Genomic DNA, 15,145 nt, shown 5'->3' with positions numbered 1-15,145 from the left:
CCAGTATTATAATTCTTTTTCTGTTGGGATAAACGCTTTTAAACCTAAACCTAAATGGTTAGATGGTTTACCGCTGCATTAATAAATATTTTAGCGAAGTCATGAAATAAGTGTTTTGTAAGCGATGACAAACATATACATGTACCATTGAAAGGGGGAAAGACATTATGAGAAGTGCGTCCAAGTATCTGATTCTTTCATTAGTATTAGCTTTCGTTAGTATGGTAGGGGCTTATTTTGTACAGACATCTGGAAACGATGTTGAAGTAAAAGATTTACGCTTTGAAACCCCATCCGGACATTTATTGAGTGCTCTTTTATTTAAACCTAAAGGTGTGTCTGAAGAGGACAAAGCGCCTGGAATTGTAACAAGTCACGGCTGGTACAATAATCGTGAAATGCAAGACTTGAACAATGTGGAACTTGCGAGACGTGGCTATGTTGTGATTTCTATTGATATGTATGGGCATGGCAACTCGGATCCTGTTGAGCCTTCAGAATGGCAAAAACGAGGTACAGGAATGTATGATGCCGTAGAATTATTGGCTGATCTTCCTTATGTAGACCATGAGAGGATTGGGGTGACAGGCCACTCAAATGGCGCAAGAGCTGCGAACTGGTCTGTTCTTGAGGACAATAAAAAGCCTGAGGAAGAGCGTTTAATTTCATCTGTCCTTCTTGTTGCGAACGATGCCATGTATACAAATGATCCTGGGGAACCTCTTTATTGGTCCATGCGTAATGGTGATCAAGAATATGCAAATATGTATGGGACCCGAGATGTTGGAATCGTTGCTGCAAAATATGATGAATTCTTTTTCCGTAGCTTAACAGAAAACGGAACAGTTACTCCGCCAAGAGATTACATCGATACAGATTATGCTCAGTCTTTCCTTCACTTTGGGGTGGACCCAAGCGAGATTAAGGAGGACCGGGAGAGCTATAAAATTTATAAGGAGGGCGTAAACGGAGAAGAAGCGATGAGGGTTATTTATAATCCGAATCAAATCCATCCTTGGAATCATTTCTCAAGTAGTGTCGTAACAAGTCTACTAGACTATTTTGACGAATCGATTGGGGCCCCTGAATCAATTGATTCATCAAATCAGATTTGGCAGTGGAAAGTACTCTTTAACTTCCTCGGATTAGTCGCTTTCTTCATATTTGTTGTAAGCTTTACAAAAGTTCTGCTGAATACAAGTACGTTTTCATCCTTGAAGGCAACGGAGTCAGCTGTAGCTAGCGCAGCGCCAAGAGGGGTAGGTAAAGCATGGTTCTGGGGTGGACTCCTTGTCAGTGCTATTGTATCTGGATGGTCTTACTTAGCATTGTTTACCTGGAGCGCAACAAATCGTCCGGACTTTTTCCCCCAAGCTCCTGTTTACTATATTGGCGTTTGGTCAGCTGTAATGGGCGTGGTCACGATTGTAATATTGTTCCTATCTTATATGTTTTTCTCTAAGAAAGAAGGCCTTGATCTTCGGGCGACAGGAGTTTGGATCAGCTTAAGAAGCTTGTGGAAGACAATCCTACTTGCTCTTCTAGTAACGGTAAGTGCTTTTGGATTAGTCTTTGTAGCGGATTACTTCTTTACAACGGATTTTCGGATTTGGGTTCTTACCATTAAGGCTTTTACGCCAGATAAATTATTAATAGCACTAAAGTACTTGCCATTCTTCTTGCTTTTCTATGTGGCTAATTCAATTTCAGTTAACTGCTTTAACTACGTAGCAACCGGGAAGAAAGAGTGGATCAACACAGCTTTGATGGCGCTTTTCAACGGATTGAGTGCGATTGTTATAGTAGCCATTCAGTACACTCATTTCTTTATAGAAGGTGACGTATTCTTTACGAACATCTCAAACATCGCGGGGATCTGGTTGTTCCCAATTATTGTCGTCATCCCGTTGGCTGCAATCATCACACGCAAACTATACAGGGTGACCAAAAACCCTTATCTTGGAGGGATTATTTACGCAATAATCGTCACGGTTATGATGGTTTCCAACACATTGACTCAATTATAAGTGTTATCAAACGCGTACCAGAGGGATTGACCTTTGGTGCGCCTTTTTTAGTTTTATTAATATCGTTAGTGGAATTAGGTACATAGATTAGAAAGGAGTGGAAATTATGGATAGATCTATACCAATGATTACACTAAATGATGGGCTAAAAGTGCCAGCTATTGGATTTGGTACGTATAAATTGAATGGAAATACAGGTGTTCGTGCGATTCAAAGCGCCATCGAAACAGGATACCGGCTTATTGATACTGCTTATAATTACGAAAATGAAGGGACAGTAGGAGAAGCGATTCGCCGTAGTTCTGTTCCAAGGGAAGACCTGATTGTGACCTCTAAGTTACCAGGACGCTATCATAATTATGATCAAGCTGTTACAGCCATTCAGGAATCATTATATCGGGCCGGGCTGGAGTATTACGACTTATACTTAATTCATTGGCCGAATCCGAGTCAAGATGAGTATGTGGAGGCTTGGAGGGCGTTATTGGATGCGCAAAAATGGGGATTAATCCGATCAATTGGTGTTTGTAACTTCCTTCCTGAACATTTAGACAGACTAGAGAATGAAACAGGCGTAAAGCCAAGTATTAACCAAGTAGAGCTTCATCCGTTTTTCAATCAAGAGACTCAGCGTACGTACGATCATGAAAAAGGAATTCAAACTCAGTCTTGGAGTCCGTTAGCAAGAGCGAGTGAAGTGCTGCAGGATGAGGAATTGCAGCAGATTGCATCTGCCTATAATAAAAGTGTGTCACAGGTCATTTTACGTTGGCACTATCAGATCGGTTCAATTCCAATTCCGAAATCATCTTCTTATAAGCGCCAGCTTGAGAATATCTCTATCTTTGACTTTACATTACATGAAACTGAAGTAGACAAGATCAATGCGCTTCATCAAGACCATGGGCGATTAAACGATCAAGATCCAGCGACTTATGAGGAATATTAACAAAAAAAGGACAGGGGCTCCCTGTCCTTTTTGTTTATTCTTTTTTTAACATTTCGGGTATTTCTGTCAGATCGATCCCCCAAGCAATAGGTAGCCAGAAGTAAACAGCAAGGGTTACAAGTACAATGCCTGTTAAATTAAGGGCGAATCCTGCCTTAGCCATATCTGGAATCCTTAAATAATTAGACCCAAATACAACCGCATTCGGTGGGGTCGCTACAGGAAGCATAAAGGCTGATGAAGAAGCAACACCTGCTGCAATCATAACTGCATAAGGGTGCACTCCGAGTGCCACAGAAAGAGAAGCCATAATCGGATACATCATATTGGCAGTAGCTGTGTTAGACGTAATTTCTGTTAGGAATATAACCATGGCGGAAACGACCAGCAGGACGACGAAAATATGGATGCCTTGTAACACGGTGAGTCGATTACCGATCCATTCTGATAAGCCTGACTCCGTAAATCCTGTTGCGATGGCAAGTCCTCCACCAAACAGCAAAAGGATTCCCCATGGTAATTTTACAGCTGTGTCCCAGTCAAGAAGTCGATCCCCTTTTGTCGTTCTTGAAGGAATCACAAATAGGATAAAGGAGGCCGTTAAAGCGATCATGGCGTCTCCGATATTCTCATTGACATAGGGTTGAAGTAGGAATGAGCGAGTGACCCAAGAGAAAGCTGCAAGGGTGAAGATAATTAAAATTATTTTCTCCTCGAAAGAAGCGTTTCCAAGGTCGTCTTTCTCGTTCTTGATTACTTCACGTCCACCAGGTAGTTGACTGATTTTAGGAGGATAAGCTACTTTCACCAGGTAGAACCAAGCGATAAAGATAAAGATCCATGCAATGGGTACGCCAAACAACATCCAACGGGCAAAGGAAATTTCTATTCCATATAAGTTGCTAATTGCCCCTGCAAAAGCTGTATTTGGTGGTGTGCCAATGAGTGTGGAAATCCCTCCAATTGAGGCCGAATAGGCTATTCCAAGCATGAGAGCTTTCCCGAATTCAAAGTTTTCCTTTGAGGTATCGATCGAGTCGTCGTCTTTCAGTTGTTCAGAAACTTGATAAATAATAGCAAGACCAATTGGAACCATCATCATCGCTGTCGCTGTATTAGAAATCCACATCGATAAGAATCCAGTTGCTACCATAAACCCGAGTATGATGCGTCTTGTATTTGTTCCAATGGCTAAGATAATCGTCAGTGCTATGCGTTTATGTAAGTTCCACTTCTCCATAGCAAGGGCGATCATAAATCCTCCCATAAATAAAAAGATGGTGTCATCACCATAAGAGGATGCGGTTTGATCCATATCAAGACCACCTGTTAAAGGAAATAAAACGATAGGGATCAGGGAAGTGACAGGGATCGGGACCGCTTCTGTCATCCACCAAATAGCCACCCATAATGTACTGGCTAAAACAGCTTTCCCTTCATAGGATAACCCTTCAGGTTGAAAAAAGATAAGAGTTAGGGCAAAGAGTAAAGGGCCTATTATAAGTCCAATTAATTGAGCTTTCTTATAACTTCTTTTTCCACCGCCACCGCCCGATGATTGTTCTTTTTGGTTCGATTGATTCCTCTCAGTGGCAGTGCTCTCGTTCGGCTTAGTGAAGAAACGAAGCAAATCCTTTGCTTGATCATGCTTTTCCCAAAGCCATGTCCATCCTTGTGTCATCATGGAATCTCTCCTCAAAACATAATGTTCGTAAGTGAATTCCCTTTCAACGTTTTTCCAAAACTAAGAAATTTGATTATTCGCAAACATTGGATGGTTAGGGGGGAGATGTAAACAGGGAGGTTTAGATTCGACAATGTCGCTTGGTTCGTATAAAGTTAGTAGCACAGAGTGGAATGATTTTACATTAAGGGAGTGTTCGAATTGAAATTAGCTTTCCTATGTCATCCTACGAAAGATATGAATCAATCTCTATCCTATTACAAAGAGGTACTTGGTTTAGAGGAAGCCTGGCGGGAAGGAGATCATACAGTAGCATTAAGGTTCACGGAGAATGAAGAAGTTCAGCTTATGGTTGAAGATGATGAAGGTTTGGTTCCTTCAGGTGGGGTATTCGTTATTGAAGATGTAAACCAGTTCTATGAAGAAAATCAGCATAAGCTTAGCTTTATCAAGGAGCCATGTGATATTCCACCAGGAAGATATGCAATCTTCCAGGACCCAGATGGGAACCCATTTCGCATTATAGACATGACAAAGAATAAGAATATCTCAGGGAATTTGGTGTAAACCAAGGAGATAAATTAAAATGAAACGTTCAACTTTGACTTAAGAGGTCAAAGTTCTTTTTTTGTTTCGATGGAGCTATTCTCTAAGTTATACGATTTTCGCATATAGATTGTAAGAGCAATCCTTTTCATATCGTCTAATGTATATTGGAGGCAAGAAAACTCCTTTTCTAAAGGTTTGGTCATATGTGTTAAAATGGATTTGTTGTATTTTTCTGTTAATTACATTTGCGTTACATAGAAAAGATTCAAAACCAAAGGATGGAGGAATTACATGACCATTGGGGAAGCATATCTACGAATCGCAGAGGACCGATTTCGGCGTGTGAAAGGATTAGGTGACGGAACCTTTCGTCAATTGTCAGAACGTGATTTCTATGAAAGGACAAGCCAGCATGGAAATAGTATTGCAATCATTGTTCAGCATCTTAGTGGGAATATGGTGTCAAGGTGGACAGATGTAATGACTAGCGATGGAGAGAAATCTTTCCGGAATCGTGATCAGGAATTTGAACCGGCTGACCTACCGATGGATTTAATACTCGAGCAATGGGAGAAGGGCTGGGAGACATTATTTAATGCTTTAAGAAACCTAACAGAAGAAGATTTACTAAAGACCATCTATATTAGAAGTGAAGGCCATATGGTACTTGAGGCGATTGAACGACAAATGGCTCACTATGCTTATCATGTGGGACAAATCGTTTACTTGGGAAAGGAAATTAAAGGGGGGCGATGGGAGAGTTTGAGTATACCCAAAGGAAGTTCAGATCAATATGCTGAAGAAATGAAAAGAATTCATGGAAAAAACGGCGGTTAGCTTATAAGGAGGCAGACAATGAACTGGGCAGTATTAAAAGACGGGAAGACGAACACTGGTTTTCTGGCGAGCATCATATTAGGGGTGATTGCCGTGATTCTGGCCTCTAGGGATATGGAATGGTGGGTATTATTTATGATTCTAGGTCAAATGATGACAGTTTTAACAGTCGCTAGAGCGGATCGCTTAACCAGAATGTTGATTCAAGATTAGATTTGCTTTTGCTACTCAGTCACGAAAATTGATACAGAGAGAGGAAAATGGAGGATGAATAACGTTCTGATGGATGAAGGAAGCGGGGGGGATTCTCACATTCGGTTGGCAAACGTGACAGATGCTTTAAGTCTTTCGGAGGTAAGATTTAAAATTGACGGAGAGACAGAATTCCTAGATCGTGTTCAGGGAGAGGATCATCTGGGTGAGAAGGATTTTAAGCATTTGATTCAATCGGATAAGTTAAACCCTGTTAATCTGTTCTTGGTAGCTGAACTCGAAGAAGAAATTGTAGGTTTTTCAAGATGCGAAGGTCACTCTCTTTTAAGGAAGAAGCATCAAGTGGAATTCGGAGTGGCGGTATTAAAGCGTCATTGGGGATGTGGAATCGGAAAGGCATTATTGAAAGAATCTGTCCGATGGGCTGATCATAATGGCATTTTAAAAATGACCCTTCAGGTTGTAGCAAGCACTGAAAAAGCTATTCATTTGTATAAACAACAAGGCTTTGAAATAGAAGGTGTATTAAAGAAGGATAAATATCTTTCGGATGGATTGTTTTATGATACGGTTCTAATGGGGCGTCTGAAGAAGGACGAATGCGAGATATGATCCTTATTTACTTAGTGATCTTTGTTCTTGTGTGCTATGGGTTTATCTTTTCACTAATTCGCGTAATCAAAGAGGATGAAAGCCATCATCAATATACATTACATAAACACTTGACTGTTCTTTACTTCATCGTCTGGTCAGCTCTGATCATGTTCGTGAATTAATATCTGGTTGAATGATTGCAAGGTAAACTATTAGAAGTGGTGCAACAATTGGATGCTCCCGAGTGAACCATTTATAAGTGATGGCGTAAGGAATGCCAAATAGACCTTCCTAATGATTTGGGAAGGTCTATTTTTTATATAGACATGGCTAAGCTTAAACAAACCTTGTGAGTATAGTTATTCTCCTGAACGTTTTTGAAAAGAAAGTCTTCTTCTTTTCTTCCCTTGTTCCATTTCTTTTTTGTATTGATCTGTAAGGATGAGTAACCCTTCTTGGTTTATTAGAGTAACCCCGCAACGCTCGGCTGTTTTAATAGCTTTAGGGGAGAACCTACGATTCGTGAGCACCACTTTCCGGTCGATATCCCAATCCTTCACATCCCGCAGCATCTCATTAATTGTTTCAACTTTAACCCTCTCGTTACTGTAGGCTAACTTTAGGCGGATTGCAGTCTTCACTTTTTTCTTCTTAATAAGAACATAGGAAGCGCCCTCCCTTTTTGAAGGTGGAATCTGTGTAGAATAGCCAAGACCTTCATAGAGTTTAACGATAAAGGTCATAAATTCCTCTTCAGTCATTTGATCTATTTCATTATTGGCGAGCATTTTGTGGTTACTGTTTAGGTTTTTAAAGGAGAGCAGGCTACTATATTTATGAACCATAACCAAACCTAAAGCTAAAGTAAAGACTCCATATACTTCAAAAGATTCACTTGCCCCGATGGTAATGAGAGTCACGAATAGATAAATCCCTAGCCTTAGTTTCTCCATAAGAGACCAGGTTCGAATTCGTTTTGATCGTTTGTAGGTGAGATGAAGCGTTAAGGCTTTAGCTATGTACATATTCATACCGAGAAGCAAGCCACTTAACACCCACCTCGTTTGTACATCTTCTTGACTAATACTCACACTTAGCAATAGAGCTATGAAGGTAAAGCAACTAATGATAAGTCTGGATTGGATTGCTGGACTTAAAACCGATCCTTTCGATGAACGTTCTCTCATTTAATCACCCTTATACACGTTATAAGGCTATCTTTTCCATTTATAGGTGAGTTATAAGGGGATATTAGCCAAATTTATTACAATCCTCTATCATTATTTTACGGTTATATGAATTTGTAGTTGGTGTGGGTTATATCCATTATGATGGGGGAACGAGGAGAGAGTACTTTCTAAGAATGTGAGGGGATCCATCATGAGCTTGTTTGGTTACATTAAGAAATATGGTTCCATGTCAAGAAGACAGCGAAAAACAGAATTAAACTCTACTCTTTGGTTTATGCCGCTATGGTATATTGCAGGCGCAATATTATTATCGATTTTTACTTTCTACCTGGATTATATATTGGATGTTGGTTCTTATTTGCCAGTAGGGCTCGGTTTTAGTGGGACAACTCTTCAAGTACTTTTGAGTGCACTTGTTGGTGGTGTCTTAACACTAAGTGCTTTTACAATTAACTCTTTGCTCGTTGCTTTAACAACATTTAGCGGCCAGTTCTCATCCAAGATGCTAGTTAACTTTGTTAGTGACAAGATGACTCAACATGTATTAGGGATTTTTAATGGAAGTTTTATTTATGTACTCCTTAACTTCTTGTATGTCACGCATGAGAAAGAAGAATATATATTTGCAACGCCCATTTTATCTATTTTGACGGCTGTGATTGCAGCGTTAACCTTCGTTTACTTTATTAATCACACGACCACTTGGATGCAGGTTCATAATATTAGTTTTAATATGAATGCGAAATCAAAATCCGTGCAAGACTCTCTTATTCGGGAGGAAGAACCGTTTATACTCGAATATGAGAAAGGTCTTGTACAAAAGTTACCAGACGAACAAGGACAGGTTCAACTCGCTCCAAAAACCGGTTACGTTCAATTAGCTGATATTAAGAGAATTGTGCAAGAAGCTGAGAAAGATGGAGTGACGGTTAAGCTTGAAGCTGGAATAGGGGAGTTTGTACTTAGTGAAGCTCCCTTATTAACAATTTGGGCAAATGGGAACCCTGTTGATGGAATGAAATATTTAGATCTAATTGAAATCGGAGAGAAGCAAACAGAAATTCAAGATCTTGAATACGGTGTGAATAAACTTGCTGAAGTTGCCATTAAAGCGATTGGAAATAATGATCCATTAACAGTTTCCAACACACTCCATCAGATTACGGACTTATTAAAAAGCATAGGGAAGCGATCAAATTTTTCCCCTTATCTTGGAGATGGGGAAGGGAAACTTCGTTTTATACTGGATCAAAAAGACTTTAGTTTTTATCTTCATAAGGGATTTGCACACGTACGTGAATACGCGAATAACAATACAACCATACTGGCAGAGATTTTACGTATGACAGCTCTTCTAGCCAAGGTGCTTCCTGAGAAACTTCACAAAGACTTGTGGGAATTTTCTTATGAAACGGTATTAGGCCTGAATGATTGTCAATTGCATAGGCAAGATTGTTATACCCTTCTTGATCCATTGTATAAGATTGCCAGAGACACAAAGGAAGTCGATGCTTTCCAGAGTGTGAAAGAAAACCTCTTGTGCACCATTCGTGTAGACCCACAATTTGGATAGTCGAGAAAAGACTCTTATTCCTATAAGGAATAAGAGTCTTTTTGTGGTTCTAAAAGAACTTCATCCATATTTATGGTAAAATGAGCCATAGCTTTTGCGTGCGTTTTTTGTTAAAAACCTTGTTTTATCAAGAAAATCCATAATTACATACATTACACATTGTAAGAGAAAGGTATGAGTTTTTGAGGAAATACATAGGAGCATTATCACTAGTACTTTTATTAGGGTGTCAAAGAGAAGCCGCTACACTTAATACGGAGCATTTAACGGTTTATGAGAATGGAATACAGTCAGATGAAGAGCAACCAACGATGTATAAAGCAAACTCTGTTGAAGAGGCATTGAAGGCTCTGCCGTTTACGTTAACGGTTCCAGATGATCTACCAGAAGCATACGGATCGTTTAGCGAGCCCCTAATTAGTGATTTCAATGACCCTGAAGATCAGAAAGATATTGGAATCTCTATTACTGCTTCTACAAATGATCGGAATGAGAAAACATTATCGTTGTTCTCTTCAGACTTTGAACTTGTGGATTTTAACCATTTGATAAAACAAGCTGAAGAAGTGAAGCTTTCCGGTGGTGATACGGTTTATTATAGTCCGTCTGCCTTTCCTGATGAGGCCTTTCAAACCTCTAGTATTTACTGGATGAAAGAGGGGGTTCTGCATGAACTATCTCATACAGGTCACGGGGATTCCCCAGAACAAATTAAAGAACTGCTCCTAGATTTAGTCACGCAAATGCAAGAAGGTGGGGAAAGCGAATGATCTTAAAGTGGATTGAGTGTATCGTTCCGTTTCAAAAAAGAAATGCTTTCTCACAAGCACAGGCTAAGTGGGGACAACTTAAACGGATAGACGGATTCATTGGGCAAATTGGCGGTTGGGAGAAAACGGATGCTCGGAAAGCGTTTATTCTTGCTTTTTGGACAGATCTTGCTTCCTATCAATCGTTTATGAATAACGAACATGAACGCTTTGTTCAAGAGAATCAGCAGGAATCTACCTATGATTTCATCTCCGTATCTCTATATTCAAATGAAGACCAAGTGAATGTCAGGCCTTTCTTAGAAAGAGGGGAGATGGTTTGTTACAGTGGAGAATATATGGATAAAGCTTTGAAATTTAATTCTTTACTCGCCCATGATTCAAGCATATATATAAGCGCTGTAGAAGAGTGCAATAAATGTAAAGATATAATCGAATTAGAGAAGGAATGGAGAGTCACACAAAGTCAGAAGGAGGGCTGATATAGTGAGTAGAATATGGAAAGGTGTAGGGATAAGCATCTCGATCATGGTTATTGCTTACTTCTCGGTGACCTTGTTTGTTCAATCCAAACTACAAACGGTAAAAGCGGAGGTCTTAGAGGAAAACCCGGAAATCACCTCCGTTGAAAGTATTAACCGTCTGGGTCACTGGGGAGAATTCTTCACAGAATATGTACTGGTAGTAAACAAAGAGGGAGATAAGCAGTACAGGGTCTGGACATTCGGCGATGGTGAAATTAAAGATGAAATCGAAATCAATGATTGAGAGAGGAAGAAAAAAGATGACTGAAGAGGGAGGACCCTGTGGATCAGAGCATCCCCCGCAAAAAAAATTTTAAGGAACCAGATCAAAGGTTGCTGCAACACGAACGGTTTTGAATCGATCATGATCTTTATCCTCTTGATCAAAAGATTTCACAACCCTATAGGTCCCTTCTGTTAATGTATAATCGAGACCAGTTAAATGAACTTCCTCTTCATACGTATTACCTGGGCTAATCGAAAGGCCAATATCGTTAAAAGCTCCATTATCAAATGGAACCTCATACCATGTACCGTCTATTTTTTTCTGAATGGTGTAATGGGTACCGAATAAGAGTGGAACATCCCCTGTATTTCTGACTGTCAGCTTAACGATTTCTGTGGTGATAGGGTATTGAAACTTCTCGGCAGTCATCCCTACTGTAATTTCATCTTCGCTCACTTGTTCTGAGATCTCTTGTTCATTTGCTTTCTTAGTAAGTTCATTCTGCTCTTCATCGATTGTAATGGAAAGCATATCTCCGAATTTATTATAGAGTTGTGCCTGCTCATCCTCTGTTAGATGATCGATCACTAGGTTAATTTGATTATTCGAGATGTCTGATGCAACATGGAAATTATTCCTTTTATCTTTTGCGAATTCTTTTACATCATCATAAACAACGGACATTTTACTGTGCAAGGTGTTAGTCGTATACGAGACCGTTTCAAAACGAATCCATTTATCTTCTATGGTATCTTTTAAAGCTTCTCTAAACTCTTGGGCTTTTGCGCTGTCTTCAAGTAGTCCAACCACATATTGTTCTTTCTCCCGGTCGAGATAGAAAGTGCCATAATCATTTCGGTTCTCCTCTTCTCCAAATACGTCATTCTCCACTTGCTTGATTCTTTTTGACACATCCGTTTGGAGGGTTTTTAAGGTATCATTTTCAAAATAATCATCTTGGATGGTGGAGTTCGATTGTGAAGAGTCGGTATCCTTGGTTTCTGTCTCTGTTACCTTTTCCCCGATTCCGCAACCGCTCATGGTTCCTATAAAGATGGAAGCGATGAACAGGAATTGTTTTACGTTCATTCAAATGTCTCCTTTTTTAGGTCTTACCTCATTTGTCGACAACAATCATTGGAAGTTACAAAAAATATAGTCATAATTATTAGGCGTTTATCATCCATTTAATAGGGGAACGAAACTAGATAAACAGAGGTGATGATATGAATAATCTTGTTAGAAATGATGCCAACCTCCAATGGGAAGATGTTGAAGTAATTAATAACTATCTGGCCAATCTTTTTGTTGTAAGAGGGAAGCTCGATACGTTTACTTCTAGTGATCATATGGGGGATCATTATGAAGAATTAAAAGATTATGTATCAGATGAAATGGAGTTGTTAACAGAAAGGTTAAAGCGAAACGGCGGGGATCCTGTAGGTACTTCAGAAACGGTATTCCAACGTTCAACGATTGATGTAAATGCCTCACAGCTATGGGAAGATATACGTACACTCGCTAATGATCTTAGGGCCAAGAAGCTAGATCTATTAAGTGATGCCATTAGCGTCTATGACTCTTATAGTGAACGATTGCGAACTTTAGAAGCATAAGAAAAATCCCACAAGAAATGTGGGATTTTTCTTTTGCTTTATTTTTCTTGTAAATGAAAACCAATATATTCAAGCGCACCTTCAAGGTTATGCACGGTCTTGGCTTTAAGGTCTTGAATGTGTTGACTACTAATATTATGTAGGGCCGCTTCAGGTGTTATGCCCGTAATAATTGTTTCTGCTCCAATTAACTGAAGAGATTGGACAAGCTTAACTAGTAAATTTGGAAACAGATCGTCTATAATGACCAGTCCTGATAGATCAATAATAATGTAATCAATTTGCTTCTCGGAAGTGTGCTGGAGGACACTTTCCATAATTTTATTTGCTCGTTGGTCATCGATTACGCCCTGTAGCGTCAGAATTGATACCCCATTTGTAATAGGGAGGATCGGAACACTTAAGAAACCCATGTTAAACTTGGTCTTATCAAGCTCAATGATATGGGAGAGAAGATCAGCCATAGATTTTAGGTATTCTACATCTTCTTCACTAAATTCCCTTTCTTCACGGTCCATCACACAAAGTGTTCCAAAGATCGTACCTTCCGTATCCGTAAGGGTAACACCTAAATATCCCTTAATACCAAGCTCTGGTGTAACGTCTAGATTACGAGTTATCTCATAATGGTTTACATCCGCGGTATGCATCTCATTGTTTACATTGTTAAATATATGTCTGCAATAACTCCCACCGTATTCAACTGAGTATCCCTCTGGAATAATTTCTTCGTCTTTGTTCAGGGAACTAAGAACAGTCATTTCTTTCTCCCCGCGCTTCGCTACATAAGCTGTATTCACGTTTAAGCGGGTCACGATCATATCGAACATCTTCTTAGAGGCGGTTTTCAAAGATTGGAAGTCCGTTGAATTCAAGTTGTATTCATTTGCCATTTGTTGGCGTCCTCCTCTGTGTGATCAAAAATCGAATCACCTATCTTCTAATTGTAAGGGTTTCAGTTATGGAAAGTAAAATGAAGAATGCTGGTCTGTAAAAACAATTTGCGGTGGATAATAATTATCCATTCCTTAAAATTTTGAAGCGCCCAAGCCAAATGCCTGATTAAAGGAGGATGTTGCTCACAACTAGGAAATAGAAGAATATGAGGTAGGGATATATTTTAACCGTTTTTGATTTAAAAGCAGAAGGGTGAAGGCCGTCATACAAAAACTTGAGGGAATGATACTCCAACCTGGGCCTATCGTATCTAAAGCCAGACCATAAATAATCATTCCAAGAGGAGATAACCCTTGTGCCATCATCTCCAAAATGCCAAATACTCTTCCCTTCACCTCATCTTCTATAACATTCTGCAATAGAACGCCTAGGGGTGTATTCACAAAAGTGAGCGTTATGCCATATATGAGACCGATGACCATGTAAAAGCTCACATTTCCTCCATAACTCAAAGGTATGAAAAGTGGTAATGTAGTCATAACCATGATAAAGCTCGCTACTACAATCCCCCACTTCGTTAGGAGCAAAGGAGACCGAAATGATTTACGAATTGAAAAGTAAATAGAAGTGACTAACATCCCCGCTGCAAACGTCCCTTCGATTATTCCAAAATGTGCAGATTGAATCCTAAGTTTTTCGACAGCAATAAATGGAAGTCCTACCACCAAAGACACGGCAAAAAAATTAACGACTAAACCAGTACAGAATAACCTTAAGAGATTCTCGTTACTCTTTACATATCGCAAACCCTCTAACAGCGACTGACGAAATGGAGAAGGCTTGGAGAAAGGTTGTTTTCTGTAAAGAGTAAAATTCATTGTAGCCTCTAGCAGAATCGCGATGATATAGCTTGAAATGTGGATCAGCAGGAAGACTTTCATAGAGAAGAGTCCAAACAATGCACCACCTACAATTGGTCCTCCTATTGTAGATAAGGAAATAGAAGCCTGTTGAAAGGCCATGGCTTTTTGAAGTTTTTCCTGGTTAAATAGTTGAGTAATTGAAGAAGTAAGCGTGATACTTGTGAAGGTAGAGCAGATCGATAATAGAGCTGTAGTGGTGTAAATAGCAGAGACATAGAGTTCCTGAATAAAGGAAAAGCCCAGTAAACTAAGGACAATAACAGAGGCTCCTCCTTGAGAGATAAGAACAATTTTCTTCTTCGATTTGCGATCTGCAAGAGTTCCGGCAAAGGGTGCAAGAATCGCTCGCGGGAGAGTATTACAGAGTAAATTGATCGCAAATCCCGTAGCTGAACCTGTAACGTTTAGAATATACAAGCTCATTCCAAAGCCATACACACTGCTTCCAAATGAAGAAATGAGCTTACTCATTGCAAACGTCCATAAATGGTATGTAGCTTTCCTGTGCTTATCCAAAATTGAAACCTCCTTCAAAAGTTTAATCAAATTAAACAAATCGTAACATGGTAAGCA

16 protein-coding genes are annotated in these 15,145 nt (G+C 39.6%); 11 read left to right on the top strand and 5 right to left on the bottom strand.

Annotation, left to right across the window (positions count from 1 at the left end):
- Positions 1 to 167: 167 nt before the first annotated feature.
- Together LQ226_RS05540 and LQ226_RS05535 are read left to right on the top strand one after the other, a co-directional pair.
- Positions 168 to 2,027, top strand: a complete 1,860-nt coding sequence (locus tag LQ226_RS05540; RefSeq protein ID WP_231416857.1) for an alpha/beta hydrolase family protein — start codon at positions 168 to 170, stop codon at positions 2,025 to 2,027.
- 106 nt (positions 2,028 to 2,133) lie between these two features.
- Complete coding sequence (locus LQ226_RS05535; protein WP_231416856.1) at positions 2,134 to 2,976, top strand: aldo/keto reductase; 843 nt, start codon at positions 2,134 to 2,136, stop codon at positions 2,974 to 2,976.
- Between the two features lie 34 nt (positions 2,977 to 3,010).
- Here the strand turns inward: LQ226_RS05535 and LQ226_RS05530 are convergent, their stop codons facing one another.
- Complete coding sequence (locus LQ226_RS05530) at positions 3,011 to 4,660, bottom strand: SLC13 family permease (RefSeq protein WP_231416855.1); 1,650 nt, start codon at positions 4,658 to 4,660, stop codon at positions 3,011 to 3,013.
- A gap of 201 nt (positions 4,661 to 4,861) precedes the next feature.
- Between LQ226_RS05530 and LQ226_RS05525 the strand changes: the two genes are divergently transcribed.
- From LQ226_RS05525 to LQ226_RS05510, 4 genes are all read left to right on the top strand, one after another.
- Positions 4,862 to 5,227 carry a VOC family protein gene (locus LQ226_RS05525; protein WP_231416854.1) on the top strand — a complete coding sequence of 122 codons (366 nt, stop codon included), beginning with the start codon at positions 4,862 to 4,864 and terminating at the stop codon, positions 5,225 to 5,227.
- Positions 5,228 to 5,500: 273 nt separating this feature from the next.
- Positions 5,501 to 6,046: a DUF1572 family protein gene (locus LQ226_RS05520; protein ID WP_231416853.1), complete on the top strand. Its 546-nt coding sequence runs from the start codon at positions 5,501 to 5,503 to the stop codon at positions 6,044 to 6,046.
- Positions 6,047 to 6,064: 18 nt separating this feature from the next.
- Positions 6,065 to 6,259, top strand: coding sequence for a hypothetical protein (locus tag LQ226_RS05515; protein ID WP_231416852.1), 195 nt, complete (start codon positions 6,065 to 6,067; stop codon positions 6,257 to 6,259).
- A gap of 54 nt (positions 6,260 to 6,313) precedes the next feature.
- Positions 6,314 to 6,871, top strand: a complete 558-nt coding sequence (locus LQ226_RS05510) for a GNAT family N-acetyltransferase (RefSeq protein WP_370635441.1) — start codon at positions 6,314 to 6,316, stop codon at positions 6,869 to 6,871.
- Positions 6,872 to 7,212: 341 nt separating this feature from the next.
- Here the strand turns inward: LQ226_RS05510 and LQ226_RS05505 are convergent, their stop codons facing one another.
- Positions 7,213 to 8,040 carry a restriction endonuclease gene (locus tag LQ226_RS05505; protein ID WP_231416851.1) on the bottom strand — a complete coding sequence of 276 codons (828 nt, stop codon included), beginning with the start codon at positions 8,038 to 8,040 and terminating at the stop codon, positions 7,213 to 7,215.
- 193 nt (positions 8,041 to 8,233) lie between these two features.
- Between LQ226_RS05505 and LQ226_RS05500 the strand changes: the two genes are divergently transcribed.
- The 4 genes from LQ226_RS05500 (at position 8,234) to LQ226_RS05485 (ending at position 11,154) form a co-directional block, all read left to right on the top strand.
- Positions 8,234 to 9,616 (top strand): DUF2254 domain-containing protein, encoded by a 1,383-nt coding sequence (locus tag LQ226_RS05500; RefSeq protein ID WP_231416850.1) that lies wholly within the window; start codon positions 8,234 to 8,236, stop codon positions 9,614 to 9,616.
- Positions 9,617 to 9,798: 182 nt separating this feature from the next.
- Positions 9,799 to 10,386, top strand: a complete 588-nt coding sequence (locus LQ226_RS05495; protein ID WP_231416849.1) for a hypothetical protein — start codon at positions 9,799 to 9,801, stop codon at positions 10,384 to 10,386.
- On the top strand, positions 10,383 to 10,868 hold the full coding sequence (locus tag LQ226_RS05490; RefSeq protein ID WP_231416848.1) for a YdbC family protein: 486 nt from the start codon (positions 10,383 to 10,385) through the stop codon (positions 10,866 to 10,868). Before LQ226_RS05495 ends, LQ226_RS05490 begins: the two co-directional genes overlap by 4 nt.
- Before the next feature lie 4 nt (positions 10,869 to 10,872).
- Positions 10,873 to 11,154, top strand: a complete 282-nt coding sequence (locus tag LQ226_RS05485; RefSeq protein ID WP_231416847.1) for a hypothetical protein — start codon at positions 10,873 to 10,875, stop codon at positions 11,152 to 11,154.
- 69 nt (positions 11,155 to 11,223) lie between these two features.
- Here LQ226_RS05485 and LQ226_RS05480 read toward each other — a convergent pair whose 3' ends face one another.
- A complete protein-coding gene (locus tag LQ226_RS05480; protein ID WP_231416846.1) occupies positions 11,224 to 12,225 on the bottom strand; it encodes an immunoglobulin-like domain-containing protein in 1,002 nt (333 codons plus the stop codon).
- Between the two features lie 137 nt (positions 12,226 to 12,362).
- On the opposite strand from LQ226_RS05480, the gene LQ226_RS05475 reads away from it, so the two are divergent.
- A complete protein-coding gene (locus tag LQ226_RS05475) occupies positions 12,363 to 12,752 on the top strand; it encodes a ferritin family protein (protein WP_231416845.1) in 390 nt (129 codons plus the stop codon).
- 38 nt (positions 12,753 to 12,790) lie between these two features.
- Here the strand turns inward: LQ226_RS05475 and LQ226_RS05470 are convergent, their stop codons facing one another.
- Complete coding sequence (locus LQ226_RS05470; protein WP_231416844.1) at positions 12,791 to 13,645, bottom strand: STAS domain-containing protein; 855 nt, start codon at positions 13,643 to 13,645, stop codon at positions 12,791 to 12,793.
- Between the two features lie 192 nt (positions 13,646 to 13,837).
- Entirely contained in the window at positions 13,838 to 15,088 is a 1,251-nt protein-coding gene (locus tag LQ226_RS05465; RefSeq protein WP_231416843.1) for an MFS transporter, read from the bottom strand.
- Between the last annotated feature and the right edge of the window lie 57 nt (positions 15,089 to 15,145).

It is taken from the genome of Pontibacillus sp. HN14 (assembly GCF_021129245.1).
GTDB lineage: Bacteria > Bacillota > Bacilli > Bacillales > BH030062 > Pontibacillus.
The sequence above is the reverse complement of the archived record's forward strand: the minus strand, read 5'-3'. Positions and strand labels throughout refer to the sequence as shown.